Source organism: Nocardia sp. Root136 (assembly GCF_001427185.1).
Taxonomy (GTDB): Bacteria; Actinomycetota; Actinomycetes; order Mycobacteriales; family Mycobacteriaceae; genus Nocardia; species Nocardia salmonicida.
Map to the genome: position 1 here is coordinate 2,579,390 of NZ_LMFE01000001.1, position 25,013 is coordinate 2,604,402.

A 25,013-nucleotide genomic window follows, 5' to 3' on the forward strand; every position below is an offset into this window, starting at 1 on the left:
GACCCCGGGAGTTTCCGCGTCAGGCCGCCGTCATCCCGACGAGCAGTACGCGAAGCCCCCAGACGAACTGATCGACGGAGGACCAGGCGGCGATCTCCTCGAGGTGCGCCGCGGTGCGCGGCCACCGGGTCGGATCCAGGTCGTGGAGAGCCGCGCGGCGGGCCGCGATCCGCTCGGATTCCCCTGGCAGCGGCGGCTTTCCGTCGGTTTCGGCCACGTCGAGGGCGATCGAGCCGAGCACGTACACGATCACCGCGTAGACCCCGTGCGCGCGGATGGGCGCCGGTAGTCCACCGCGAGCGAGGCAGACGAACAGCGACTCGGCCATTTCTCGTGCCGCGGGCCCGTCCGCCGACGGGCTGTCCATGGGGCCCGACATGATCAACTCCGGCACCGCGGGGTGATCGAACAGCCGACCGCGCACACTGAGCGCGAACTGGACCACCGCCGCGGTCCACTCCACGCCGTCGTCGGTGAGCGGCCCGAGCGCCACCGACGACAGCACGCGTTCGATCACGACGCGTTCGAGCCCGTCCGAGCTGCCCACGTGAGCACGCACCGCGGCCGCGTCGACCCCGAGCCGCCGCGCCACCGCCCCGACGGACAGAGCCTGCCTGCCGCCCGCGTCGAGAATGGCGAGCGCGGCGTCGGAAATGTGTTTCCCGGTGAGCACCCCTGCTGCGTCACCGGCGTCCGTACCTGGGGTTTTCGCCTCGGACATGCGTCGACTGTACTCCGGCGACCCCCGCGGAATCCGGCACTGATCAGGGCGTGAGGCCCAGCCGGGTGGCCAACCACGGCAGCTGATCGCGCAGCGCGGACGCCCACAGCGCGAAGTTGTGGCCGCCGGGCAGAATCCGCAAATGCACGTCCATCCCCGCGTCTTTCGCCGCCTGATACATCCGCTCCACCTGCGGCCGATACATCTCGTCATCGGCGCCGACCACGAACGCACCGGCGGAATCCGGATAGGTCCGCAATCGGAGCAGATCGAGCGGATTGACTCGTAGCAGCGCCGCGGTATCCCCGCCGAACGCGGCGTCCACGGTGCGCTGTCGGTCGCCCAGCGTGGGCTCGTCCTGACCGGAGATGTCGAGGAAGGTGGGATAGACGCCGGGATAGTTGGTGGCCAGTTGCAGTGCGCACGTGCCGCCATAGGACAGTCCACCCACCGCCCAGGAGCGCGGATCCGGATCGATCTGCAGATTCGCCTTTGTCCATGCGGGCACGTCGACGGCCAGATAGGTGGCGACCTTGCCGAGCGCGGAGTCCAGACACAGCGGGTTGGCCAGCTGGGAGCCGGTCCCGTCGGCCACCACGACCACCGGCGCGAGGCCGTTGTGCGCACGGGCGAAGGAATCCATGGTCTCGGCCAACTGCCCACCGACGAACCAGTCCTGCGGCGCGCCCGGCTCACCGGCGAGCAACACCAGGACCGGCAGCAGCGGCCGCGGGTCCGCGAAATAGGCGGGCGGCAAATAGATCTGAGCCTCGCGAGCGGTGAATCCGGACGCCGTCGGCGGTACGGTCGCGGTCAGCATCCGCCCGCCGTCGGGCAATCCATCGGGTGCTCGCCACGCGGGCTCGAGCGGACGCGCGCTGATCACCCGCTCGCGCCGGGTCAGCTCACCGGCCTCGACCCGATCGATCTCTTCCACCCCGAGCGCCGCGCCCACCGTCGGATACGACGCGTACACCAGGTTGATCCGGACTCCCACCGCGACCAGCACGACACCGGCCGCGAGCACGGTCACCACCACGGTCGCCACATTCCGGCGCACCAGAATCCGTGGCACCACCAGCAGCACCGCGGCCACCGCGATCCCGATCAGCACGTACACCGAGACGGCGATCGGATCGGGAAACGGCTGCCACACCTCTTCGACGAACAGGTACAGCGCCACGGTGAGCACCACGGCGGACAGCACCACGATCGGCATGGTCGTCGTGACGTACCGCCGTACGCGAGGAAACAGCAACCACACCGCACCCACGGCGCCGAGCACCGTCAGCACCACCGGCAGCCATCCGGTGAGCAACGACAGATCGGTGATTCGCGTCATCGCTGACCTCCACAGATGCCACCTCGACCGCCCTAGCGCGCACATCGCGGTCCCCGTACGACCGCGATGACATACGGTACACAGAAGACGTCACCGCGCCGGTGCGGCGCACTCGCAGCAAAGGGTGGTTCCATGAACTACGACGCGGTTGCCACCGAACCAGCTCCTTCGCGCGGCGTCGCCTTGGCGCACACCGTGATCCGCCGGGTGCCGTTCACTCTCGGCTTCCTCGTCGCGGTCATGATTCTCGGCCTCGCCACCGGCGGCCTCTGGCGCAGGCTCGACCAGCGTTCCTGGTACCCCGATATCGCCTACGGCTGGCTCGCGCTCACCGAGGGCAAGTGGTGGACGCCGCTGTCGGGCTGGTTCTTCGGGCTCACCCCCGTCCAATACCTCTGCATGGCAATCTTTTCAGCGGCCGCGATCGGCTGGGCGGAGTGGCGGCTCGGCACCGTGCGCACCGCCCTGGTCTGCCTGTCGGGCCAGTTGATCGGGGTCCTCGGCGCGTCGGTGACGGTCGGGCTGCTGGCACATACCCATCTCGGGTGGGCCGACCGACTTTCCGAGGTGCGCGATGTCGGGTTCACCACGGCGGCGATCTCGGCGGTGGCCGCGGTCTCGGCGACCCTGCGCTCGCCGTGGCGTCTGCGGGTGCGCGCCTTGCTGATGGCACACGTGGCGATCACCTTCCTGTTCGAATCGACCTTCGCCGATCTCATGCATCTCATCGCGGTCGCCGTGTGGCTGCCCGCGGGCGAAAAGCTCTTCAGCCGAACCGAACACGGCTTCTGGCCACGCACCCGACGCGAGGTGCGCATGCTGGCCTTCGCCGGACTGATGGTGATCGCCGCGGCCTCGGTGGCGGTGTATTTCTTCCCCGCCAACAGCCTGCTCGGCCCCACCGAGGGCGAACGCGGTTCGCTGTGGAGCACGATCGTCACGGTCGTGGTGATCGGGTTGGTCGCCGATCAGCTACGCAAGGGCAGACACTGGGCGTGGTGGGTCGCCCTCGGCTACGGCCTGCTGCACGTGGTGCTCACCCTGGTGCTGCTCGGCGTTTCCATCGGCACCGACTACGAGACCACCGGCGCGGTGACCGTCGGGACCGCCCTGCTGTGGGCGGGTGAGGTGGCCCTGCTCTACGGCGGCCGCGGCGCGTTCCGGGTGCCGGTCCGGCGCAGGATCTCCGACGGTGCGCTCACCGGCGCCGATCCCGGCGACGCGGTGCGCGCCCTGCTCGCCCGCTACGGCGGCAGCACCATGTCGTGGATGACAACCTGGCCGGAAAACAAATACTGGTTCGCCGACGACGGTGAACGGTGCGTCGCCTACCAACGCCACGCGGGCACTGTCATCGCGCTCACCGACCCGATCGGTCCCGAAGAACTCCTGCCGGACACCATCGCCGCCTTCACCGACACGTGCGAAACCCACGGCCTGGTTCCGTGTCTGTTCTCCACCACCGAGGCCGTCGCGGATATCGCGGGCGAGCTCGGGTGGCGCAGTGTGCAGATCGCCGAGGACACCATCGTCGACCTGCCCGAGCTCGAGTTCAAAGGCAAAGCCTGGCAAGACATCCGGTCGGCGATCAACCGGGCGACCAAGGAGGGCATCGAATTCCGTCTCGTCGAACTCGGCGATCAGCCGTTCGCGATAATCGCCCAGGTACGCGCGATCTCCGAGGAATGGGTGGGTGAGAAGGGCCTGCCGGAAATGGGATTCACACTCGGCGGAGTGGAGGAAGCCATGGACCCGGACGTGCGGGTGGGGCTCGCGATCGACACCCAGGGCAGCGTGCACGGCGTCACCTCCTGGCTACCCGTCTACGGCCCCGGCGACGAGATCCGCGGTTGGACCCTTGATGTGATGCGCAGGCGCCCCGACGGCTTCCGGCCGGTCGTGGAATTCCTCATCGCCTCGGCGTGCCAGGAGTTCAAAGAAGAAGGCGCCGAGATCGTTTCGCTGTCGGGGGCTCCGCTGGCGCGCAGCGCGAGCACCGAGGGCGCCGAACCGATCGATCGTCTGCTCGAAGGGCTCGGCGCCGCGATGGAACCGTATTACGGCTTCCGGTCACTGCATTCGTTCAAAGCCAAGTTCCAGCCCCGCCACGAGCCGGTGTACCTGTGCTACCGCGATGAGGCGGACCTGCCCCGAATCGGCATCGCGCTGACTAAGGCTTACCTCCCCGAGGTCTCGGCCAAGGATCTGATGGCGCTCGGCGCGGCGGGGAACTAGAGAACCGGCACGTCGATCGATGTCACCCGGTCCGCGACATCGGCGGGCACGTCGATGCCCGATTCGAGGTTGTCGGCCGGGATCGGCTCGCCCCAGACCTGTCGCAGCGGCAGCACACCGGCCCACACGCCACCGGCCGCGATGTCGCCCTCGTCGTCGTTCGGCCCGCCCGTACGCACCTTCACCGATGCCTCGGTGAGGTCGAGCGCCAGTACCATCGTCGCCGCCAGCTCCTTGCGGTTGGGCGGCCGCACCCGGTCCCAGGCACCCGGCGCGGCCTGCTCGACGATCACCCGCAGGGCGTTGTCGCGCTCGACCTCGTCGGTGACCAGCACTGCCCTGCCCCGGATCACCGCGCTGCGGTAGTTCATCGAGAAGTGCATGGCCGAGCGGGCGTACACCAGCCCGTCGACGTGGGTCACAGTGAGGGAGATATCTGTGTCGATCGCGGCGCGCATATTGCCGGCTCCGGTGGATCCGTGCAGGTAGAGGGTGTCGCCGATGCGGCCGTAGATGGTGGGCAGCACGACCGTCGACCCGCCGAGCAGCACACCGAGGTGGCAGATGAGACCCGCGTCGAGCACATCGTCGAGTACGGCGCGATCGGTGACGCCGCGTTCCTTGGCGCGGGTCAGCGTGGTGCGCGGGGTCGGCGACAGGGGGTTGCGGTGGACGTCGTGCGTGCTCATAAGATGAGCTTCGCCGAAGAAGTGGACCATGTGTAGGTCCAATTCAACCGAATTCCAACAGGCCAATTCGAGGTGAACGATGCTCGACGACCTTCCGATTCCCCTCGACCGAACCGCCCCCGAGCCGCTCTCGGTGCAGGTGGCCGATGCCCTGCGCGCCGCGGCGACCGACCGGGTGTTGCGCGTCGGCGACCGCTTGCCGTCTTCGCGCGCGCTGGCACAGCGACTCGGGGTGAGCCGGGCCGTAGTGGCGGGCGCCTACGACCAGTTGCACGCGGAAGGCTGGCTGACCGGCAGACACGGCTCCGGCACCTACTTGAGCACCGCCCCGGCCACCGCACCGCCGAGCACCGAGACCGACCACGGCGCCGATCCCGACGCGGGCCTGCTCGATCTCGGTCCCGGCGCACCGTGTGCCGAAGCGGTCGACTCCGCCGCGTGGCGCCGCGCCTGGCGCGCGGCAGGCGATCAGGCGCCCGAGGCCCGCAAGAATCGCGCGGGCGAACCGGACTTCCTCGCGGCGGTCGCCGATCATCTCCTGCGCCATCGCGGGCTGGCCGCCGGGGCCGGATCGGTGGTCATGGCCACCGCGGGTACCAGCGCGGCGGTGGGCGAGCTGGCCACCGCGCTGCTTCGGCCCGGCGATCGGGTCGCCATCGAGGATCCCGGCTATCTGCGTGCCGTCGGCGCGCTCCGAGCCGCGGGCATCGAGGCTGTCCCGGTGCCCGTGGACGCCGACGGTTTGCGTGTCGACCTGATCCCGGACGGTGTCCGCGCGGTGTATTGCACACCGGCACACCAGTTCCCGCTCGGCGCGATGATGCCCGCGGCCCGCCGGGTCGAGCTCATCGAATTCGCGAGAAGAACCGGAACTTTCATCATCGAAGACGACTACGACGGCGAATTGCGTTACGACACAGCTCCGCTGCCGCTGTTGGCTTCATTGGCACCCGATGTCGTGGTACATCTCGGCACCACAAGCAAGATCATCGCCACCACCCTCGGCGTCGGCTGGCTCGTCGCCCGTCCCGACATCACCGACGCCGTACTCGCCCATCGCGCCGAGATCGGCAGTTCCCCGAGCCCGGCCGGGCAACGGATCCTCAGCGAATTCGCCCGCCACGGCGACCTGTCCCGGCACCTGCGCCGACTGCGCCGGGTCGTGCCGCCCCGACGCGCCATGGTCGTCGACGAACTCGCCCGCCACGGCCTACCCGTCATCGGTGACGACGCGGGCTCACACGTAGTCGTCGAACTCCCCGGCCCCGGCGCCGAACGCCACGCCGTCGTCGCCGCCCGCGCACGCGGTGTCCTGCTCGACGGCCTGGCTCGCCACCACCTCGCCGAACCGCACCACTTCGGCGTCGCCATCGGCTACACCGCCCTCACCAGCGCCGACCTCGCCCGCGCCATGCCCGTCGCGGCCGACTGCCTCGCCGAGGCATCGCGCCGATAGCCGACCCTTCGCGGTCGTAGCATGGACCAGGAACCGGCACTACCCCTGGCGACTATCGAAGAGGTGAGCACATGACCGATCAGGACATTCTGGCGCGGATCAAGCAGCTGGTCGACGACGAGCACGCGCTGCGAGCCAAGGCCACCGCGGGCGAGATCGACCCGATAGCCGAACGCAAGCAGCTGGCCGAGCTGGAAGTGATGCTCGATCAGGCTTGGGATCTGTTGCGGCAGAGACGTGCTCGCACCGGCTCCGGTGAATCTCCCGAAGACACCGGGCTGCGTTCCCCCCGTGAGGTCGAGGGCTACCTGCAGTGACCGAGGCCGAATACGACGTCATCGTCATCGGCGCGGGACCGGCGGGTGAGAACGCCGCCGCCTACGCCATCGCGGGCAGCGACCGCACCGCCGCCCTCGTCGAGCGGGAGCTGTACGGCGGCGAGTGCAGCTACTGGGCGTGCATCCCCAGCAAGGCGCTGCTGCGGCCCGGCGCCGTACTCGGCCTCGGCGAGTCGATGCCGGGGGTGAGCGCGAGCGGCCCGCAGGTGGCCGACGTGCTCGCCCGCCGCGACAGCTTCGTGCACAACCACGACGACAGCTCCCAGGTCGAGTGGGCGAAATCGGCAGGCATCGATCCCGTCCGCGGCGCGGGTCGACTGATCGGCGAACGACTCGTCGAGGTCGATACCGACGACGGCGTCAAGGTCTTGCGCGCCCGGCACGCGGTGGTCATCGCGACCGGCACCACCGCCACCATTCCGGACATCCAGGGCGTGCGCGAGGCCCTGCCGTGGACCTCCCGTGACGCCACCAATCTGACCGTCGTCCCGCGCCGGGTCGCCATCATCGGCGGCGGTGTCGTCGCCTGCGAAACGGCGACCTGGCTGGCCGAACTCGGCGCCGAGGAGGTGACCCTGCTGGTCCGGGGCGACCGCCTGCTGCCACGCAGCGAGCCGTTCGCCTCGGAGCTGGTCCTGCGGGGCTTGCGCGAGACCGGTGTCGTCACGGTGCGGTTCCATACCGAACCGCTGCTGGTCTCGCGTCGTGATCCCGAAGAGACCGGCGTCGGCCACATCCACGGTGGTCCGGTCACCGTGGTGCTCGACGACGGCGAACTCGAGGTCGACGAACTCGTCGCCGCCACCGGCCGCACCCCCGCCACCTCGAATCTCGGCCTCGATACCGTCGGCCTGCCCTCGGGATACATCGCGGTCGACGATCAGCTCACCGCGCGCGAGGTTCCCGGCGAATGGCTCTACGCCGTCGGCGACGTGAATCACCGTGTGGCACTGACACATATGGGCAAGTACCAGGCCAGAGTGTGCGGTGACGTGATCGCCGCCCGCGCCGAGGGCAGGGCACTGAACGGCACTCGGTTCACCGCGAGCGCCGACCACCAGCAGGTACCCCAAGTCGTCTACACCGCACCGGAACTCGCGTCCGTCGGCCTCACCGAACACGAGGCGCGCACCGCCGGATTCGCGGTGGACACGGTCGAGCTCGATATCGCCGTCGCGGGTTCCGCGCTCTCGCGTGACGACTTCCACGGCCGCGCCAAGCTCGTTGTCGACACCGCGGCCGATCGCATTCTCGGCGCCACCTTCGTCGGCCCCGACATGGGCGAGCAGTTGCACGCGGCCACCATCGCGGTGGTCGGACAGGTGCCGCTGGACACGCTGTGGAACGCGGTGCCCGCCTTCCCCGCCGTGAGCGAATTCTGGCTCCGACTGCTGGAAGCCTGGCGCGAGAAGACTATTTGAGCAGTCGCGACATCCGCCGGTCGGCGAGCACCTTGCCGCCGGTCTGGCAGGTGGCGCAGTACTGGAACGAGCGCTCCGCGTAGGACACCTCGCGCACGGTGTCCCCGCACACGGGGCACTGCTGTCCGGTTCTCGCGTGAACCCGCATGCCCGAACGCTTCTCGCCCTTCAACCGGGCCGCGTCCTGACCCACCGAACGGTCGACCGCGTCGAGCAGCACTGTGCGCATCGCGGTGTACAACTGCGCAACCTTTTCCGCCGGCATCGTTTTGGTGTTCGCGAACGGGGAGATCTTCGCGGTGTGCAGGATCTCGTCGGAATAGGCGTTGCCGATCCCGGCGATCAGGGTCTGATCCACGATCGCGGTCTTGATCCGCTGCGAGGTGCTTTTCAGCAGCGCGGCGAATTCGTCCTCGGTCAGCCCCAGCGCGTCCGGCCCGAGCCGCGCGATGCCCGGCACCAGCTCCGGATTCTCGACGACATACACCGCCAGTCGTTTCTTGGTGCCCGCCTCGGTCAAGTCGATCGCGGGCGTGGCGCCCTCTGGCGTGAAGAAATGCACGCGCAGCGCCAGCGGACTCTTTCCACCCGGCTTCGGCGGCAACGGATTCGGCTCATCGATCCAGCGCAACCACCCGCCGCGCGACAGATGGGTGATCAACCAGAGTCCGCCACAATCCATTCCGAGGAATTTCCCCCACCGCCCGGCGCCGGTGACATCGCGGCCGGACAACGCGGTCACCGGCGGAGCGAAGGTCTTCACCGCGCTAAGGGCCGCCACGTCCACACGGCCGACCACAGCGCCGACGGCATGATCCCGAAGGAACTGCGCCAACGCCTCTATTTCCGGCAGCTCGGGCACGGTTGCCAGTTTAGCGATCTCTCGCGGATCGGCGCGGGATCCGTCAGCCGGCGCGGAGCAGATAAACGTCCATGATCCAGCCTTTTTCCGCGCGCAGTTCGGTGCGGCGGGCCACGATATCGCGTTCGACCTCGCGCAGATTTCCCTCGATCAGCGTTTCGTCGGGCATGCCGAGGTAGGCACCCCACCAGATCTGGATATCGTCGCCGCGAACCTCGGTGAACGAGCATTCGCCGTCGAGCATCACCACGGTCGATCCGGGACCGAGCCCTTCTTCGCGCAGTCGGCGCCCGGTCGTGACATGGACGGGTTCGCCGATCCGATGCAGCACCATACGGTGACGGGCGGCCAGCGCGGCGACGCTGGTGACGCCCGGGATCACCTCGTAGTCGAAGTCGGCGCGGCCCCGCGCCAACACGTGCTCGACCATCCGCAGGGTGCTGTCGTAGAGCGCCGGATCGCCCCACACGAGGATCGCGCCGATGCCGTCCACCTGGTCGAACGCGGCTTCGAGGAGTTCGGAGCGCCGTTCGTGCCAGTCCACGACGACGCCGGCGTAGTCCGCGGGGGTGCGCTCGCGCGGCGGGTCGGCGATCTCGATGATCCGATGCGGCGTGTCCACGTGCTCGGCCAAGATCGTGGTGCGTACGTCGACGAGTTCCTGTTTCTCGGCGCCCTTGCCGATCACGAAGAAGGCCTCGGCCTTCCGCATGGCCTTGACCGCCTGCACCGTCACCTGGTCGGGGTCTCCCGCACCGATGCCGATCACGTAGAGCTTGCGCATAGCCGAAGAGCTTGCCAGGTGCCGATCCGCCGAGCCCACCCCCGTAGAATCGCAAGACGTGGCCACCCCTGATACGCAGTACGAGGATCTGCTCCGGCTCGTTCTGGAGCAAGGCACGCCCAAGGCCGATCGCACCGGTACCGGAACCCGCAGCATCTTCGGTCACCAACTGCGCTACGACCTGGCCGAATCCTTCCCGCTGATCACCACCAAGCGGGTCCACATGAAGTCCATCGCCTACGAACTGCTGTGGTTCCTACGCGGCGATTCCAATGTCTCCTGGCTGCGCGAACACGGCGTCACCATCTGGGACGAATGGGCCGACGCCAAGGGTGAGCTCGGTCCCGTCTACGGCGTGCAGTGGCGCTCGTGGCCGACCCCGGACGGCACCCACATCGACCAGATCGCCCAGGTACTGCACACCCTGCGCACCGACCCCGATTCGCGCCGGATGATCGTCTCGGCCTGGAACGTGGCCGACCTGGACAAGATGGCCCTCGCCCCCTGCCACGCGTTCTTCCAGTTCTACGTCGCCGACGGCAAACTGTCCTGCCAGCTGTACCAGCGCAGCGCCGACCTGTTCCTCGGCGTGCCGTTCAATATCGCCAGCTACGCCCTGCTCACCCTGATGGTCGCCCAGCAGACCGAGCTCGAGCCGGGCGAGTTCATCTGGACCGGCGGCGACGTGCACATCTACGACAACCATGTCGACCAGGTCCGCGAGCAGCTCACCCGTGAGCCCTACCCGTTCCCGACGCTGCACCTGCGCCCGGCGACGAGCCTGTTCGATTACGCCTACGAAGACATCGAGGTGTCCGACTACAAACATCACCCCGGCATCAAGGCGCCGGTGGCGGTGTGAAGATGATCGGCCTGATCTGGGCGCAGGCGAACAACGGCGTGATCGGCGTCGACAACACGATTCCGTGGCGCGTGCCCGAGGACATGGCCAATTTCCGCGACACCACCATGGGTCATCCGGTGATCATGGGTAGACGGACGTGGGATTCGCTCCCGGCGAGTTTTCGTCCGCTGTCGGGCCGCCGCAATATCGTAGTCACCCGCCAGACTGATTGGGCTACAGAAGGCGCCGAACGCGCTGCCTCGGTGCCCGACGCGCTGACCATGACCGACGAGACCGACACCTGGGTGGCCGGTGGCGGCGAGATCTACCGCGCCGCGCTGCCGCTCGCGACGACGCTGCTGGTCACCGAGGTCGACACCACCGTGGCGGGCGACGCCTTCGCCCCGGTCATCGGCCCGGAATGGCAGGCGGACGACACGCCGTGGCTGACCTCGAAATCCGGTCTGCGCTACCGCATTCGCCGCTACACCCGCAACTGACAACACCCAGCTAACGGTCACGGCAAAACGCCCGAACGCGTGGGCACTGTCGGGCATACTCCTTCGAAGACCAGCCCGCGAGAAGCCTGCGAAAGGCCCGATCCAATGGACAAGAAATCGCTGACCGCGGTGGCCCGTCAACAGCTCAAGCTGGCGGCCACCTCGACGAGCGGCCGGAGTTCGCAAACCCTCATCGGCGGCCATACCCATGTGCTGCGCCAGACGGTCGTCGCGCTGGCCGAGGGCCAGAGCCTGGCCGAACACGACAACGCGGGTGACGCCACCATCCAGGTGCTCTCCGGCACGCTGGTGCTGATCGCGGGCACCGACGAGTGGAAGGGTTCGGCGGGCGATCTGCTCGTGGTGCCGCGCGCCCGCCACAGCGTCAAAGCCGTCGACGACGTCACATTTTTGCTGACCGTCGCGAAATAGCAGGTCGATCGCCCGAATTGATCAACACCTCGAGGTGTTGATCAAACCTGTCGGTTCGGAGCCGTACTGTGGACGCCATGGGTGAGCCACAGCCGATCCTCGATCCACTCACGCCGTCCGCGATTTTCCTTGTCGCCACCATCGACTCCGGTGGCGAATCCGCGGTCCGTGACCTCTTGGCAGACATCTCCGGATTGCGCCGTTCGATCGGATTCCGAGTACCCGGCGAAGGACTGACCTGCGTCACCTCGATCGGCTCCGCGGCCTGGGACCGGCTCTTCGTCGGCCCGAAACCCGCTGAGCTGCACGAGTTTCCCGGCTACGACGGTCCGATCCACAGCGCACCGGCCACCCCGGGCGACCTGTTCTTCCACATCAGGGGCGAGACCCAGGGCCCGTGCTTCGAACTCGCCATGGTGATCGGCGCCCGCCTCCAAGGCGCGGCGACCATCGTCGACGAGACCGTCGGCTTCCGCTATTTCGAACAGCGCGATCTACTCGGCTTCGTCGACGGCACCGAGAACCCGGAGGGCCGAGGCGCGGTCTCGGCAGCGCTGATCGGCGACGAGGACCCCGAGTTCACCGGCGGTAGCTACGTGATCGTGCAGAAGTACACCCACCCGCTCGACCAGTGGAACGCGCTGTCGATCGAGGAACAGGAGCGGGTGATCGGGCGGACCAAGCTCGCCGACTACGAACTGCCCGACGACGTGAAACCCGCCGACTCCCATGTCGCGGTGAACACCATCACCGACCCCGACGGCACCGAACGCCAGATCGTGCGCGCCAACATGCCGTTCGGCACCATCGGCACCGGCGAGTTCGGCACCTACTACGTGGGCTACGCCGCCACCCCGAGTGTCACCGAACGCATGCTCGAGCGGATGTTCCTCGGTACCGGCGAGGCTGCCTACGACCGCATCCTCGACTTCTCCTTCGCCGTCACCGGCACACTCTTCTTCACTCCCACCGTGGATTTCCTCGATGACCTGCCCGACGCACCCGACGCGGCAGGCACCGAGATCGAGCCGGCGACCCTGCCGGAAATCGACCCCGTCGAACGCGCGAATGCGACGGCTGAAGCTCGCTCTGACGGCTCCCTCGCAATCGGCACGATGAAAAGGAGTATCTGAATGAACAACCTGCATCGCGAACTGGCGCCGATCACCGGCGAAGCCTGGTCGCAGATCGAGGAGGAGGCCACCCGCACGTTCAAGCGCAATATCGCGGGCCGCCGGGTGGTCGATGTGTCGGGACCGCACGGTTTCGACTTCTCGGCCCGCAACCTCGGCCGGGTCACCGCGATCGACTCGCCGGACGACGGCGTGCAGGCCCGTCAGCGCGTAATCCAACCGGTGATCGAGCTGCGGGTGCCGTTCACCCTGCAGCGCGCCGAACTCGACGACATCGCGCGCGGAGCGGATGACGCCGATTTCGACAATCTCAAGGACGCCGCGCAGAAAATCGCCTTCGCCGAAGACCGGGCGATCTTCGAGAGCTACGCCGCGGCGGCCATCACCGGTATCCGCGAGGCCTCCTCGAACCCCCCCGTCGCCCTCCCGAGCAATGTCGTCGACATTCCCGATGCCGTCTCGCATGCCCTAACCGGCCTGCGTCTGGCCGGCGTGCAGGGCCCGTACTCGGTGGTGCTCAGCGCCGAGCTGTACACCCAGGTCAGCGAGACCTCCGATCACGGTCACCCGATCCGGACCCACATCGAGCGGCTGATCGACGGCGAGATCATCTGGGCGCCGGCGATTTCCGGCGGTTTCGCGCTCACCACCCGCGGCGGCGACTTCGAGCTCGCGCTCGGTCAGGACCTGTCGATCGGCTACCTCAGTCACGACGCCGAGACCGTGCAGCTGTACTTCCAGGAGACCTTCGCCTTCGTCGTCGAGACCTCGGAGGCGGCGGTGTCGCTCGGCTCGTGAACCGGCGGCGGTGCGCACCGCTAGGGTGAGCCACGAATCGTGATTCGCCGATCGGCGCGAGCATCGGGCCCGGCGAGCTGGAGAGGGAGGTCCGCATGTCGGTCGTGCGTGCCGGTGTGGTGTCCACCAGGCGGAGCCTGTTCTATTGCTTGATCGGAGTCCTGGTCACCACGGGCGTCGTCGGGTTGTTCCTGGCGATGTTCGGGGTGAACCGGGTGGTCACCGGCTTGCTGGTCGGGGCAGTCGGCGGGTTCGCGGTGGGCGTCGGGCTGTTCGTCCGTGACGTGATCGAACTGCACGAGCACGCGATCTACACGCGGACCCCGTTCCGCTCGTCGACGGTGCTGTGGGACCGCGTCGTCGCGGGCCGCTTCACCCTCGACGAGCACGCGCGTTGGGCACTGGCGTTGGACCTCGACGGCGAGTCGGCCGACGAGCTCGTACTGCTGTCGATCCCGCCGGTGATCCGGCCCGTCACCGGCGCCTACGACATGCGCAAGCGCGAACAGGTGAGCGAGATCAGGGAGATGCTGCGTGCCAAGCGCATCCCGATCACCGTGCTGCCCGAGATCGCCGGTGCGCTCAACCAGCACTGGCAGATCGCCCCACCGACCAGTCGCTGACCGGCTATCCGGCGGCGGCCATCAAGCAGATGGGCTGCCGCCGAGCTCGTCGAGCCGGGTGAGCAGTGCGTTCGCCGCGGTACGCACCGCACCGATATCACCGCGGTGCCCCACGATCCGCACAACACCGTCCGGGATGACGCGCTCGGCGTCCACGCCCGCGGCTCCCTCGTCATATCTGATCGCGATCACCGTCTCGACCAGCCGAAACGGCAGAATCCGCGCCTCGCCGGTTTCACCGGCAGCCGTCGACGATTCGGCCGCGAGGCGCTCGTAGTGCCCGCGTAGCTCGTCGCGACGACGCCGGAACGCGACGAAACGTTCGGTCCGCAACTCGGGCAGCAGATACAGCGCCCCCAGATTCCAGCGCGCCGTGCGTAATTGGCGCACATCGAACAGTGCCAGCGCGTAGAGCTGAGTCACCGCGTCGTCCGGTTCGGTCATCATCCGCTGCGCCAGCTCGACCGGCCCCGCCACGGTTTCCGCCAGCAGCGCGTCGAGGATGTCGTCCTTGGCCGCGAAGTGGTGATAGAGCGACGCCTGGCGGATACCGACCGCGTCGGCCACCGCCCGCGTCGAGGTGTTGGCATACCCCTTGGTCGTGAAGAGCTCCGCCGCCGCGTCGAGGATCTCCGCGCGCGGCGTAGTTCCCTGTCTGCGCCGCTGTTCCAGCCGGGGACGCCCGGGACCGAGATTCGCCACACCGGAGATTCTGTCATCGGGTGACGACCTGCACCGCAGCGGGCAGCTCACCAGCGAGGATGCCGGACGGTCGAATTTCTGTCATTTGACAGAAACTCAGGCAACACAGAAGTTACCGCGGGCCGCGCAGTCGATACACGCACGACACCGTTCGAGCGATCAGGCGCGCAAAACTATCGACTGATAGATATTGGCCGCACCGCTGAAGGACACCGACATGGCCACGACCCTCGAATCTCCCGCCGCTCCAGCCGAACTCGTCCGCGACAGCGCCGATCTGGCAGCTTTCGGATATCAACCGGTCCTGCACCGCAAACTGGGGCGCTACGCGTCCTTCGCGGCAGGTTTCTCGTTCGTCTCCATCCTCACCACGATCTTCCAGTTCTTCGGCTTCGGCTATTCGTTCGGCGGCGCCGCCTTCTTCTGGACGTGGCCGCTCGTGTTCGCGGGCCAGTTCCTGGTCGCGCTGAACTTCGCCGAGCTCGCCGCCCGGTACCCGATCTCCGGCTGTATCTATCAGTGGTCGCGTCGCCTGGCGGGCGGGGTGATCGGCTGGTTCGCCGGTTGGATGATGGTGATCGCCCAGGTCGTCACCGCCGCCGCGGCCGCTATCGCACTCCAGGTGGTCCTGCCCTCGATCTGGAGCGGGTTCCAGCTCATCGGCACCGACACCGCGCTCACCTCCCGCGACGGCGCGATGAACGCCGTCCTGCTCGGCAGCGTGCTGCTCGTCGTCACCACCACTATCAACGTGATCGGCATCGACCTGATGTCGAAGATCAATTCGATCGGCGTCACCGTCGAGATCGTCGGCGTGCTGGCGATCATCGCGCTGTTCTTCGTCAATACCGAGCGCGGCCCCGATGTGGTGTTCCAGACCGACCAGGCCTCCCCCGGTCCGTACTGGGCGGCGTTCCTGGTCTCGGGTCTGATGGCCGCCTACGTGATGGTCGGATTCGATTCCGCCGGTGAGCTTTCCGAGGAGACCAAGAACCCGCGCAAGGTCGCGCCACGCACCATCCTGCTCGCCCTGGCCGTCTCGGCGCTGGGCGGTGGGCTCATGCTGTTGGGCGCGCTGATGGCGGCGCCGAGTCTGACCGACGGCGAATTGTCCACCGGCGGGCTGGCTTACGTCATCACCTCGAAGCTGAACAGCCCGGCAGGCTCGGTGCTGCTCGGCTGCGTCGCGGTCGCGGTGATCGTCTGCACCCTCGCGATCCAGACCGCGGGCTCACGCCTGATGTTCTCGATGGCCCGCGACGGCAAGCTGCCCTTCGCCAAGGCCCTCTCGACCGTGCACCCCCGCTTCGGCACCCCCGTCTGGCCCGCCGTCGCGATCGGCGCTCTCGGTATCGGCCTGCTGGTCCTGAACCTGGGCAACCCCGCGATCTTCGCCACCCTGGCCAGCGTCTGCATCGTCAGCCTGTACCTGGCCTACCTGCTGGTCACCGTGCCGCTGCTGTTCCGGCGCATTCAGGGCTTGCCCGCCCCCGACGATAAAACCCTGTTCCACCTCGGCCGCTGGGGCATCCCGATCAACGCGCTCGCCGTCGTCTGGGGCATCGCCATGGTCATCAATCTGGCCTGGCCCCGCCCCGAGGTCTACACCCCCGCGGGCGGCAGCTGGTGGCAGCTCTGGGCAGGCCCACTGTCGGTGGCCGTCATCCTCACTGTCGGCGCGGTCGTCTACCGCTTCGTGGTCGCGACCACGAAAGACGCCGAGCCCGAGGCCGAAATGGCTCCCGCGACAGCGTGATCCGGTTTCGCGGCGGGTGCGGCGAGTACGCATCCGCCGCGCGAAACCACCCTGCTCGCACCACGAGCTCGCCCATCGTCCCCGTTCGTCAACCCACTCGCCGAGGAGTAACCGATGACGAGTACCCAATCCACCGACGGCGCCCGCGCCCACGCGCGCGCCCAGGCTGCGGCAGCAACCCCGGCGCGTCCCGAGACACCGCACGGCATCGATCCCGCCACGGTCGTTGTCGCACAACGCATCCCCTCGGGCAGCTACGCGAACGTCGTCCTCGGCCGCGGCACCCGAGTGCGCCTCACCGACCCCGCCGGCACCACCTGCGCCCACCTGTTCCTGCTGCGCGCCGAATCACCGTGGGAACGGCTGAATGTCGCCGACACCGTGAAGGTCCCCTGGCAGGTGTACCTGAGCGCGGGCCATCCCCTGCTTTCCGACCAGGGCAGAGTCCTGGCGACCGTGCTCACCGACACCTCCGGCCACCACGACACCCTGTGCGGCCCCACCACCGACGGCCGCCACCAACTCCATCTCGCCGCCGCCAAACAGGGCCTCGAACCCCGCGACATCGGCCCCTCCATCGCGCTGTTCCGCGGCGCTCGGGTAGCACCGGACGGCGCGATCGAGTCGACCGGCAACGGCGAGGCGGGCGCCACCATCGACCTGATCGTCCATCTACCGGTGACTCTCCTGGTGGCCAACGCCCCCCACCCCCTCGACGACCGCCCCACCGGCGACCTCGACCTCCTCGCCTGGTCCGCGCCCGCCGACCGCGCCACCAACGACGACCCCGAATACCGACGGGCCGTGGAGAACACCGAAGCCGCCTGGACGGCCGCACTGAACACGGAGGTTCCGGCATGACCATCACCCGCACCGTCGTCCTCGACGAAACCGTTCCCGCCCAGGCGCCGTGGTCGGCCATCGTCCGCGCGGGCGACCACCTCGACATCATCGACCTGCACGGCAACCAAGCCGTCGACTGCCTGCTCTATTCCGCCGCCGACCGCACCGACCGCTACAGCGCCCAGGCCACCGTCGCCGCCCAGCGCAATATCTTCCTCACCACCGGCAGCGTCCTGCGCACCGAAGGCGGCACACCCCTGATGACGGTGGTCGCCGACGAGGTCGGCAACCACGACACCATCGCGGGCGCCTGCTCCCAGGAATCCAACACCCTCCGCTACGGACACCACACCCGCCACCAGCACGCCTGCGTGGAGAACTTCCTCACCGCCGCCCTCGAATGGGGCCTCGGCAAGCGCGACCTGGTCTCCAATATCAACTGGTTCATGAACGTCCCCGTCGAATCCGACGGCACCCTCGGCATCGTCGACGGACTCTCCGCCCCGGGTAAGAAGCTCACCCTCCGCGCCGAGATCGACACCCTGGTCCTGGTCTCCAACTGCCCCCAGATCAACAACCCCTGCAACGGTTTCGACCCCACCCCGGTGCGCATGGTGGTGACCCGATGAGCCTCACCGACACCCGCGTCGACGACGCCCCTTCCGCCGCCTTCGCTACGGCTTCGTATACCACGTCCACAGCGGTCGTCGGCACGGTTGCGTCTTCCCCTACGCAGCGGCAGATCGATGTCGTGCGGCCCGGGATGCAGACCACCATCCAGGACTGGCCGGGTCGAATCGGATACTGGCACATCGGCGTTCCACCATCGGGCCCGATGGACGACCTGTCGTTCCGCCTCGGCAACCGAGTGCTCGGCAACCCCGAAGGCGCGGCCGGGCTGGAGTGCACGCTGGGTGGGCCCGCATTGCGGTTCTCGGCCCCCACGTGGGTGTGTGTCACCGGCGCGGTCGCCGATGTCCGGGTGGACGGCATCCCGGTCGAGCAGTGGCGCACCGTCGAGGTACCGGCGGGCGGCGTGCTCGATGTCGGCGCTATCCGTGGCCCCGGCATGCGGACCTACATCCTGATCTCGGGCGGCATCGAGGTCGACGAATTCCTCGGCAGCGCGGCGACATTCACCCTCGGCAAGTTCGGCGGCGGAACCGGTGCGGCCCTGCGCGCCGACGAATCGCTCACGCTGGGCACACCGTCGACCCGCCTCGCCCCCGCCGTCCCGATGGCCGACCAGCCCGCCTTCGCCCACCGCTGGGAACTCGCCGTCACCGAAGGTCCACACGGCGCACCGGAGTTCTTCACCCGCAACGATTTCGACACCATCGTCGGCACCGATTACGAAGTCCATTTCAACTCCGATCGCACCGGCGTCCGCCTCATCGGCCCGAAGCCCGAGTGGGCCCGCACCGACGGCGGCGAAGCGGGCCTGCATCCGTCGAACATCCACGACAACGCGTACACCATCGGCGCCCTCGACTTCACCGGCGACACCCCGATCCTGCTCGGCCCGGACGGACCCAGCCTCGGCGGATTCGTGTGCCCGGTCACCGTAGTCGCCGCCGATCGTTGGAAACTCGGCCAACTCACCCCGGGCGACAAGGTTCGCTTTGTCCCCATCCGCTCCGAACATGCAGCTCCCGCACAAGAACTCGGTGCACGCCGACGCGCCGCGTTCGGCACCGTTCTCTCAGCAGGCCGCGACGGCGACGACGGCATCCTGCGCCGTACCGAAGTCGACGACGAAACCGGCGTGACCTACCGACGACAAGGCGATGACGGCGTACTCGTCGAATACGGGACGCTCACTTTGGATCTCGGCCTCCGCGCCCGCGTCCATGCCCTGCACCAGCACCTCATCGCGATCGGGCTGCGCGGCGTCATCGAACTCACCCCGGGAATCCGTTCCCTCCAGATCAGGGTCGATCCGGCCGTGTTGCCGATTCCCCGCCTACTCGATCTCCTCGCCGAAGCCGAAGCGCAACTACCGAATTCCGACCAGCTGGTGGTTCCGAGCCGCACAGTCCATCTCCCGTTGTCCTGGGACGACCCCGCCACCAGGGAGGCGATCACCCGCTACATGCACGGTGTCCGCGCCGACGCCCCGTGGTGCCCGTGGAACATCGAGTTCATCCGCCGTATGAACGGCCTCCCCTCCGTCGACGACGTCTACAAGACCGTTTTCGACGCCGAGTACCTGGTCCTCGGCCTCGGCGATGTCTACCTGGGCGCCCCTGTAGCCACTCCCACCGATCCTCGCCACCGCCTGGTCACCACCAAATACAACCCGGCCCGCACCTGGACGCCTGAGAACGCGGTCGGCATCGGCGGCGCCTACCTGTGCATCTACGGCATGGAAGGGCCCGGCGGCTACCAATTCGTCGGCCGCACCACTCAGGTCTGGAACCACCGAGCCCGCCCCACCGGCACCGCCGGACCCGGCGTGGACCGCTTCGCCACCGATGCCGAAACACCCTGGCTCCTGCGCTATTTCGACCGCATTCGCTGGCACCCGGTAGAGGCGGACGAATTGCTCGACCTGCGCGCGGATTTCGCCGCGGGCAAGGTGGACATCACCACCGAGGACGGTGACTTCCGCCTCGCCGATTACCGCAAGTTCCTGGCAGACAACGACGATTCCATCTCCGACTTCCGCGCGCTACAAGCCGGTGCTTTCGCCGAGGAGCGTCAATCCTGGCGCACCGCAGGAGAACTCACCGACTGACGGCAGCCGGGGCGCTCATGCGACGAGAACGGTCTTTCCCGAGGCATGTCCCTGCTCGAAGGCCGCGATGGCCAGTGCTGTGTCGGACAACGGGAACTGTCGCTCGATCACGGGTCGCAAGCTTCCGTCGACAGCCAACCCGGCCAGGTATTCCAGGTCGGCGGCGGCGGGTCGCATGAGCAGAGCCTTCAGGGTCTGCCGCGCGAACAGGTCGGTGAGCGCCACCTGACTCAGCCATCGGATCGGGCCGAACCAGTTGTTGCCCGGCGCGGCGGCAGAGGAGATGAAGACGCCGTCAGCGGCCAGCACTCGGCGGATCTCCCGTAGTTTGCGGTTGCCCGCGAGGTCGAAGATCACGTCGTAGGGCACCTCCGTACGAGTGAAATCGTCAGCGGTGTAGTCGATTACGATGTCCGCGCCGATGTCGCGCACCATCTCGATATGCCGGGTGCTGCACACCGCCGTCACGTGCGCGCCGAGCACTTTCGCGATCTGCACCGCGAAACTCCCGACCCCACCGGACGCGCCATTGATCAGCACCCGGCGCCCCGGTCCGACCTTGCCGATATCGCGCAGACCCTGCAATGCCGTCATGCCCGAATCAGGCATCGCCGCCGCCTCTTCCATGCCCAACGCAGCGGGAACAACGGCGAACGCACCCGCGTCGGCACAGACGTACTCCGCGAACGCGCCGCTGGGGACCTCGCCGAAGACGCGATCGCCCACCCGAAGATCGCTCACCGAGCCGCCGACGGAGACCACCTCGCCCGCCAGGTTCTGCCCGATCATCCGATGCTTCGGCCTGCGCAATCCGAACCCGAGACGCAGCAGATACGGCGTCCCGTTGAGCAGATGCAGGTCGCCACTGCACAGCGACGCCGCCCGCACCCGGACCACCACATCCCGATCCCCTGGCGTCGGCCGCGGCACGACCTCGGCCCGCAGCACCTCACCCCCGCCGTACCGGGGCGCGATCCAGGCGGTCATCGAAGTCGTATCCACATCGGTCATGAGAACTGTCCCTCGCCTCGCACTTACAGCGTAAGTTTCTATTGCGAGACGCTACACTTACGCCGTAAGTAGGTCAAGGAAGCAGTCAGGAGCCCCATGCCGCCGCGCACCCCACTCACCAGGGAACGAGTCCTGCGTGCCGCCATCGAGCTCGCCGACCAGCAGGGCTTGGCCGCCCTGTCGATGCGCAACCTCGCCAAGGCTGTCGGCGTGGAAGCCATGTCGCTGTACAACCACGTCGCCAACAAGGACGACCTCTACGACGGCATCATCGACCTGGTGGTCGCGGAGATCTACGTCCCCAGGGCGGGCGGCGACTGGCGGGCGGAACTCCGCCACCGCGCCACCTCCGCTCACGAGGTCCTGCTGAACCACCGCTGGGCCACCGGCCTGCTCGGCTCCCGCATCAACGTCGGCCCGGCCATGCTCGGCTACATCGACGCCACCCTCGGCTGCTTGATCACCGCGGGCTTCACCTACGAACAGGCCGATCGCGCCTGGAATGCCATGGACAGCCACATCTACGGCTTCACCGTCCAGGCCATCAACTTCCCCCTCGACCCCTCCGAATACGCCTCGGCCGCAGCACAATTTCTCCCGCTCATCCCCACGGAAACCCATCCCCACATGCACGCGCTGGCCGCTCTCGTCATCACCGGAGCACACTCCGGCGCGGCTGATTTCACCTTCGGCCTCGATCTACTTCTCGAGGGATTCGCCGGACTGCTTCCCCGCTGACAACGGAGCGGGATCCACCGATCGGTGGATCCTGCTCCGTTGTCGACTTGTTATCCGAGCTACAGACGGCGGGAAACCAATGGATCAACGCCGGATGCGATCAGAAACAGATTTCCACGCTGCCCACCGGGAAGCAGATCCCCACTGATCCAACTTCTGATGCCTGCGGCGCAGGCGCGGCGGCAGAGGCCACCGGAGCGGCGACAGCGCCAAGAGCCAGAACGATGGCGGCCGCGGCGGCTGCCTTGCTCATCTTCACGGACATAGGGGAATCCTTCCCTCGGGTGAACTCGGATTGTTCTTAGCTGCGCGCCCCCTCAGTGTTCGCCGCCGAGAGGGTTAATTCCAGACAAGAAAGCATCACGTCGGGCGTAGCGGTGTCGCGGAACTGTCACTTTCGCCATTCGACGGTCAACCCCGAAAAGCCCCCATGCTGTGAAAGTCGACGGTTTTCCCGGCGTGACGCCGGAAAACCGAGTGTTACCACTTAGTGACCTTCGCACCACCGAATTCACCGTTCCGGAACGTGGCCAGGGGTTTATCCACAAGGGAAATGGACCAACCGTCCCAGTTATGCACATGCGCGCCCAAGATCCGGTAGCTGCCGAACCTGAATGTTCGTCGATAGTCATTGGGCCACAACCAGTTATGCACATTCGTGCACTCGACACCGAACCGCATCGGCAGCCGTCCTCAACGGAGGCCGAGCAGAGTTTGCGCGATATGATGCAATTCGCACAAATATTCGGCGTGCGCGGCATGGCTGATTTCACCTTTCGTCCTCGATCTATTTCTCCAGGGGTTGGCCGTCCACTCTCCCGCTGACAACGGCACGGTGTCCACCGATCGGTGGACACGAAGTTCGACCGGTCGATGCTGTCTGCGACACCGGTCTCCCGAGCAGCATTGACGACATGCGAAATCGCTCGGTATCGATCGCCGTTGCCAGCGCACGCCATCCGTGGCGCGCCATAGTCGGCTGGTTCGTCTTCGTCGCGTTATGCGTCGGAATCGGCGCCGGAATCGGCGGGAAACCCGCAGCCACCGAGGATTTCTGGATCGGCGAGGCGGGCCGCGGTGAGGCGATCGCGACCTCGGGTGGGCTACAGCAGGTGCCGATGGAACGGGTGCTGATCACCGGCGGGGGAACCGCCGCCGTCAACGCCGCTCGGGAGGTCACCGATCGAATGCTGACGTTGCCCGAGGTCGAATCCGTGGCTGTGCCGGTGCATTCACTCGACGGCACGATGATGCGCGTCGACGTGACCATGGCGGGCGCGGAACTCGATGCCAAGAAGCACGTGGCCGTGCTTCGCGAGCACACCGATCAGGTACAGCGGGCATACCCGGACCTACGGATCGAGCAGACCGGCGGCCCCTCCATCAGCAGCGGTGTCGAAGCCCTGCGCGGGCGCGATCTGGCGAGAACCGAGTTGATCGCGCTGCCGATCACCCTGATCACCCTGCTCGTCGTGTTCCGTTCGGCGGCAATGGCTCTGGTGCCGTTGCTGCTGGCGATATCGTCCATCGTCGCGGCGATCGGGCTGTCGCTGCCCGCCTCACATCTGTTCCCCGACAACGGAGTCGGCACCAACATCATCCTGCTGATCGGGATGGCGGTCGGCGTCGACTACACCCTGTTCTATCTGAAACGGGCGCGCGAGGAGCGGGCCCGCGCGGGCAGCTCACTCAGTTCACGGGCGCTGGTGGAACTGGCCGCGGCGACCTCCGGGCGCGCGGTGGTGGTCTCCGGTATCGCCGTCGCTGTCTCGAGCGCGACGATGTATCTCGCCGACGACGTGGTCTTCTCCTCGATCGCGACCGCCGCGATTCTCGTCACCCTGGTCGCGGTGGCCAGCTCGCTCACCGCGCTGCCCGCCCTGCTGACAGTTCTGACCGATCGAGCCGAGCGCCGTGCGGCACGCAAGCCTTCGAAACCGAAGCGAGAGAACATCGGTCGGCTCACCGGCTCCCTGCTGCGACTGACCGCCGCACGCCCGGTAGCCGCACTGACCATCTCGGTCCTGGCCATGCTCACGCTCACCGCACCGCTGCTCGGCCTCGAACTCACCGACATGGGCCGCGAGACCCATCCACGCTCCATCCCCGCCATGCAGACGTTCGATCGACTCAATACCGCCTTCCCCCAGCTGAAGTCGATGCACCAGGTCGTGGTGGCGGCCGAGCCGACGCGCGCCGACGACGTCACCGACGCGCTGCGCGCACTGGCCCGACGAGCCGAGTCCGATTCCGCCCTCGCGGGCGAGACCGAACTGCGCACCTCCCCCGACGGCCGGGTCAGCCTGCTGGAACTGCCGGTCCTGCACCACGTCGGCGACGATGCGGCCCAGCAGTCACTCGAACGCCTCCGCACGGACTACCTGCCGGCAACCGTCGGTCTCCTGTCCGGCGTGGACTACGCGGTGACCGGTGATGTCGCTCGCTACGCCGACTACCCGCGTCACCAGGAACAGAAGCTGCCTCTGATCATCGCGACGTTGCTGCTGGTGACGTTCGTCCTGACCGTCCTGACATTTCGCTCCGTGGTCCTCGGACTGATCGGTGTCGGGCTGAATCTGCTCTCGGCGGGCGCATCGCTCGGCCTGTTGACCGCGGTATTCCAGCACACCTGGGCCGAGGGCCTGCTCGATTTCCATTCGACCGGCTCGATCGGCTCCCGAGTCCCGCTGCTGCTGTTCGTGATCCTGTTCGGACTGTCGATGGACTACCAGGTTTTCGTGCTCAGCCGCATCAGCGAGCTCGCACGCGCCGGCATGCCGACCCGCCAGGCCGTGCTCGAGGGTGTCGGCGGTTCGGCGAGCGCGGTGACCAGCGCCGCGTTCGTCATGGTCACGGTGTTCGCCAGCTTCGTTCCGCTGCACATCATGGAGATGAAACAGATGGGCTTCGCCCTCGCGGCGGCGGTCCTGCTCGACGCGTTCGTGATCCGGATCGTGATCCTGCCCGCGGTATTGCTGCTGCTGGGTGATCGCACCTGGTGGCCCGCCCGCCCCGCCGTCACCGCCGAGCCGGTGAAAGTAGGCTGAG

General features: G+C 67.5%; 24 protein-coding genes. 16 read left to right on the forward strand and 8 right to left on the reverse strand.

Annotated features, from left to right (window positions below):
* Nucleotides 1–19: 19 nt before the first annotated feature.
* Together ASD42_RS11985 and ASD42_RS11990 are read right to left on the reverse strand one after the other, a co-directional pair.
* Nucleotides 20–721, reverse strand: a complete 702-nt coding sequence (locus ASD42_RS11985) for a TetR/AcrR family transcriptional regulator (RefSeq protein WP_056814046.1) — start codon at nucleotides 719–721, stop codon at nucleotides 20–22.
* 43 nt (nucleotides 722–764) lie between these two features.
* Nucleotides 765–2,063, reverse strand: a complete 1,299-nt coding sequence (locus tag ASD42_RS11990) for an alpha/beta hydrolase (protein ID WP_056814049.1) — start codon at nucleotides 2,061–2,063, stop codon at nucleotides 765–767.
* Nucleotides 2,064–2,195: 132 nt separating this feature from the next.
* Between ASD42_RS11990 and ASD42_RS11995 the strand changes: the two genes are divergently transcribed.
* The gene (locus ASD42_RS11995; RefSeq protein ID WP_056814051.1) at nucleotides 2,196–4,298 is read left to right on the forward strand and encodes a bifunctional lysylphosphatidylglycerol flippase/synthetase MprF; all 2,103 of its coding nucleotides are present in this window, start codon (nucleotides 2,196–2,198) and stop codon (nucleotides 4,296–4,298) included.
* Here the strand turns inward: ASD42_RS11995 and ASD42_RS12000 are convergent.
* Nucleotides 4,295–4,987 (reverse strand): pyridoxamine 5'-phosphate oxidase family protein, encoded by a 693-nt coding sequence (locus ASD42_RS12000; RefSeq protein ID WP_056814053.1) that lies wholly within the window; start codon nucleotides 4,985–4,987, stop codon nucleotides 4,295–4,297. The two genes, ASD42_RS11995 and ASD42_RS12000, sit on opposite strands and share 4 nt — an antisense overlap.
* Before the next feature lie 79 nt (nucleotides 4,988–5,066).
* Here ASD42_RS12000 and pdxR point away from each other — a divergent pair, with 79 nt between their 5' ends.
* The 3 genes from pdxR (at nucleotide 5,067) to ASD42_RS12015 (ending at nucleotide 8,202) form a co-directional block, all read left to right on the forward strand.
* A complete protein-coding gene (pdxR, locus tag ASD42_RS12005) occupies nucleotides 5,067–6,443 on the forward strand; it encodes a MocR-like pyridoxine biosynthesis transcription factor PdxR (RefSeq protein WP_056814056.1) in 1,377 nt (458 codons plus the stop codon).
* Between the two features lie 71 nt (nucleotides 6,444–6,514).
* Nucleotides 6,515–6,760 (forward strand): DUF2630 family protein, encoded by a 246-nt coding sequence (locus ASD42_RS12010; protein WP_056814059.1) that lies wholly within the window; start codon nucleotides 6,515–6,517, stop codon nucleotides 6,758–6,760.
* On the forward strand, nucleotides 6,757–8,202 hold the full coding sequence (locus ASD42_RS12015; protein WP_056814061.1) for a dihydrolipoyl dehydrogenase family protein: 1,446 nt from the start codon (nucleotides 6,757–6,759) through the stop codon (nucleotides 8,200–8,202). The genes ASD42_RS12010 and ASD42_RS12015 overlap by 4 nt, the downstream gene beginning before the upstream one ends.
* On the opposite strand, the gene ASD42_RS12020 is transcribed toward ASD42_RS12015, so the two are convergent.
* Together ASD42_RS12020 and cobF are read right to left on the reverse strand one after the other, a co-directional pair.
* A complete protein-coding gene (locus ASD42_RS12020; RefSeq protein ID WP_056814064.1) occupies nucleotides 8,195–9,064 on the reverse strand; it encodes an Fpg/Nei family DNA glycosylase in 870 nt (289 codons plus the stop codon). The two genes, ASD42_RS12015 and ASD42_RS12020, sit on opposite strands and share 8 nt — an antisense overlap.
* Before the next feature lie 43 nt (nucleotides 9,065–9,107).
* Entirely contained in the window at nucleotides 9,108–9,848 is a 741-nt protein-coding gene (gene cobF, locus ASD42_RS12025) for a precorrin-6A synthase (deacetylating) (protein WP_056814076.1), read from the reverse strand.
* 58 nt (nucleotides 9,849–9,906) lie between these two features.
* Here cobF and ASD42_RS12030 point away from each other — a divergent pair, with 58 nt between their 5' ends.
* The 6 genes from ASD42_RS12030 (at nucleotide 9,907) to ASD42_RS12055 (ending at nucleotide 14,178) form a co-directional block, all read left to right on the forward strand.
* Complete coding sequence (locus ASD42_RS12030; RefSeq protein WP_056814079.1) at nucleotides 9,907–10,710, forward strand: thymidylate synthase; 804 nt, start codon at nucleotides 9,907–9,909, stop codon at nucleotides 10,708–10,710.
* A 2-nt stretch (nucleotides 10,711–10,712) separates the two neighbouring features.
* Nucleotides 10,713–11,192: a dihydrofolate reductase gene (locus ASD42_RS12035; protein ID WP_056814083.1), complete on the forward strand. Its 480-nt coding sequence runs from the start codon at nucleotides 10,713–10,715 to the stop codon at nucleotides 11,190–11,192.
* A gap of 105 nt (nucleotides 11,193–11,297) precedes the next feature.
* A complete protein-coding gene (locus tag ASD42_RS12040; RefSeq protein WP_056814086.1) occupies nucleotides 11,298–11,624 on the forward strand; it encodes a cupin domain-containing protein in 327 nt (108 codons plus the stop codon).
* A gap of 77 nt (nucleotides 11,625–11,701) precedes the next feature.
* Nucleotides 11,702–12,757, forward strand: a complete 1,056-nt coding sequence (locus tag ASD42_RS12045) for a Dyp-type peroxidase (RefSeq protein WP_056814088.1) — start codon at nucleotides 11,702–11,704, stop codon at nucleotides 12,755–12,757.
* Entirely contained in the window at nucleotides 12,758–13,555 is a 798-nt protein-coding gene (locus ASD42_RS12050) for a family 1 encapsulin nanocompartment shell protein (RefSeq protein WP_056814091.1), read from the forward strand.
* A 95-nt stretch (nucleotides 13,556–13,650) separates the two neighbouring features.
* Nucleotides 13,651–14,178, forward strand: a complete 528-nt coding sequence (locus ASD42_RS12055) for a hypothetical protein (protein WP_056814094.1) — start codon at nucleotides 13,651–13,653, stop codon at nucleotides 14,176–14,178.
* 21 nt (nucleotides 14,179–14,199) lie between these two features.
* On the opposite strand, the gene ASD42_RS12060 is transcribed toward ASD42_RS12055, so the two are convergent.
* Complete coding sequence (locus tag ASD42_RS12060; protein WP_056814096.1) at nucleotides 14,200–14,880, reverse strand: TetR/AcrR family transcriptional regulator; 681 nt, start codon at nucleotides 14,878–14,880, stop codon at nucleotides 14,200–14,202.
* Nucleotides 14,881–15,097: 217 nt separating this feature from the next.
* Between ASD42_RS12060 and ASD42_RS12065 the strand changes: the two genes are divergently transcribed.
* From ASD42_RS12065 to ASD42_RS12080, 4 genes are all read left to right on the forward strand, one after another.
* Complete coding sequence (locus tag ASD42_RS12065; protein ID WP_056816141.1) at nucleotides 15,098–16,636, forward strand: amino acid permease; 1,539 nt, start codon at nucleotides 15,098–15,100, stop codon at nucleotides 16,634–16,636.
* A gap of 114 nt (nucleotides 16,637–16,750) precedes the next feature.
* On the forward strand, nucleotides 16,751–17,497 hold the full coding sequence (locus tag ASD42_RS12070) for a DUF1989 domain-containing protein (protein ID WP_056814100.1): 747 nt from the start codon (nucleotides 16,751–16,753) through the stop codon (nucleotides 17,495–17,497).
* Nucleotides 17,494–18,108: an urea amidolyase associated protein UAAP2 gene (locus tag ASD42_RS12075; protein WP_056814104.1), complete on the forward strand. Its 615-nt coding sequence runs from the start codon at nucleotides 17,494–17,496 to the stop codon at nucleotides 18,106–18,108. The genes ASD42_RS12070 and ASD42_RS12075 overlap by 4 nt, the downstream gene beginning before the upstream one ends.
* Complete coding sequence (locus ASD42_RS12080) at nucleotides 18,105–20,216, forward strand: 5-oxoprolinase/urea amidolyase family protein (RefSeq protein ID WP_084465423.1); 2,112 nt, start codon at nucleotides 18,105–18,107, stop codon at nucleotides 20,214–20,216. Before ASD42_RS12075 ends, ASD42_RS12080 begins: the two co-directional genes overlap by 4 nt.
* 15 nt (nucleotides 20,217–20,231) lie before the next feature.
* Here the strand turns inward: ASD42_RS12080 and ASD42_RS12085 are convergent, their stop codons facing one another.
* On the reverse strand, nucleotides 20,232–21,227 hold the full coding sequence (locus tag ASD42_RS12085) for an NAD(P)-dependent alcohol dehydrogenase (protein ID WP_235569387.1): 996 nt from the start codon (nucleotides 21,225–21,227) through the stop codon (nucleotides 20,232–20,234).
* Between the two features lie 96 nt (nucleotides 21,228–21,323).
* Between ASD42_RS12085 and ASD42_RS12090 the strand changes: the two genes are divergently transcribed.
* Nucleotides 21,324–21,965 (forward strand): TetR/AcrR family transcriptional regulator C-terminal domain-containing protein, encoded by a 642-nt coding sequence (locus ASD42_RS12090; protein WP_082843556.1) that lies wholly within the window; start codon nucleotides 21,324–21,326, stop codon nucleotides 21,963–21,965.
* Between the two features lie 100 nt (nucleotides 21,966–22,065).
* Here ASD42_RS12090 and ASD42_RS34350 read toward each other — a convergent pair whose 3' ends face one another.
* Nucleotides 22,066–22,230: a hypothetical protein gene (locus tag ASD42_RS34350; protein WP_156677429.1), complete on the reverse strand. Its 165-nt coding sequence runs from the start codon at nucleotides 22,228–22,230 to the stop codon at nucleotides 22,066–22,068.
* Between the two features lie 649 nt (nucleotides 22,231–22,879).
* On the opposite strand from ASD42_RS34350, the gene ASD42_RS12095 reads away from it, so the two are divergent.
* Nucleotides 22,880–25,012 carry an MMPL family transporter gene (locus ASD42_RS12095; RefSeq protein ID WP_082843557.1) on the forward strand — a complete coding sequence of 711 codons (2,133 nt, stop codon included), beginning with the start codon at nucleotides 22,880–22,882 and terminating at the stop codon, nucleotides 25,010–25,012.
* Nucleotide 25,013 lies beyond the last annotated feature (1 nt).

What these genes read in the sequence shown, in the direction of transcription:
- ASD42_RS11985 (WP_056814046.1), bottom strand. Translation starts at nt 721, where the DNA reads ATGTCCGAGGCGAAAACCCCAGGTACGGACGCCGGTGACGCAGCAGGG.
- ASD42_RS11990 (WP_056814049.1), bottom strand. Translation starts at nt 2,063, where the DNA reads ATGACGCGAATCACCGATCTGTCGTTGCTCACCGGATGGCTGCCGGTG.
- ASD42_RS11995 (WP_056814051.1), top strand. Translation starts at nt 2,196, where the DNA reads ATGAACTACGACGCGGTTGCCACCGAACCAGCTCCTTCGCGCGGCGTC.
- ASD42_RS12000 (WP_056814053.1), bottom strand. Translation starts at nt 4,987, where the DNA reads ATGAGCACGCACGACGTCCACCGCAACCCCCTGTCGCCGACCCCGCGC.
- pdxR (WP_056814056.1), top strand. Translation starts at nt 5,067, where the DNA reads ATGCTCGACGACCTTCCGATTCCCCTCGACCGAACCGCCCCCGAGCCG.
- ASD42_RS12010 (WP_056814059.1), top strand. Translation starts at nt 6,515, where the DNA reads ATGACCGATCAGGACATTCTGGCGCGGATCAAGCAGCTGGTCGACGAC.
- cobF (WP_056814076.1), bottom strand. Translation starts at nt 9,848, where the DNA reads ATGCGCAAGCTCTACGTGATCGGCATCGGTGCGGGAGACCCCGACCAG.
- ASD42_RS12035 (WP_056814083.1), top strand. Translation starts at nt 10,713, where the DNA reads ATGATCGGCCTGATCTGGGCGCAGGCGAACAACGGCGTGATCGGCGTC.
- ASD42_RS12040 (WP_056814086.1), top strand. Translation starts at nt 11,298, where the DNA reads ATGGACAAGAAATCGCTGACCGCGGTGGCCCGTCAACAGCTCAAGCTG.
- ASD42_RS12045 (WP_056814088.1), top strand. Translation starts at nt 11,702, where the DNA reads ATGGGTGAGCCACAGCCGATCCTCGATCCACTCACGCCGTCCGCGATT.
- ASD42_RS12050 (WP_056814091.1), top strand. Translation starts at nt 12,758, where the DNA reads ATGAACAACCTGCATCGCGAACTGGCGCCGATCACCGGCGAAGCCTGG.
- ASD42_RS12055 (WP_056814094.1), top strand. Translation starts at nt 13,651, where the DNA reads ATGTCGGTCGTGCGTGCCGGTGTGGTGTCCACCAGGCGGAGCCTGTTC.
- ASD42_RS12065 (WP_056816141.1), top strand. Translation starts at nt 15,098, where the DNA reads ATGGCCACGACCCTCGAATCTCCCGCCGCTCCAGCCGAACTCGTCCGC.
- ASD42_RS12070 (WP_056814100.1), top strand. Translation starts at nt 16,751, where the DNA reads ATGACGAGTACCCAATCCACCGACGGCGCCCGCGCCCACGCGCGCGCC.
- ASD42_RS12075 (WP_056814104.1), top strand. Translation starts at nt 17,494, where the DNA reads ATGACCATCACCCGCACCGTCGTCCTCGACGAAACCGTTCCCGCCCAG.
- ASD42_RS12080 (WP_084465423.1), top strand. Translation starts at nt 18,105, where the DNA reads ATGAGCCTCACCGACACCCGCGTCGACGACGCCCCTTCCGCCGCCTTC.
- ASD42_RS12085 (WP_235569387.1), bottom strand. Translation starts at nt 21,227, where the DNA reads ATGACCGATGTGGATACGACTTCGATGACCGCCTGGATCGCGCCCCGG.
- ASD42_RS12090 (WP_082843556.1), top strand. Translation starts at nt 21,324, where the DNA reads ATGCCGCCGCGCACCCCACTCACCAGGGAACGAGTCCTGCGTGCCGCC.
- ASD42_RS34350 (WP_156677429.1), bottom strand. Translation starts at nt 22,230, where the DNA reads ATGTCCGTGAAGATGAGCAAGGCAGCCGCCGCGGCCGCCATCGTTCTG.
- ASD42_RS12095 (WP_082843557.1), top strand. Translation starts at nt 22,880, where the DNA reads ATGCGAAATCGCTCGGTATCGATCGCCGTTGCCAGCGCACGCCATCCG.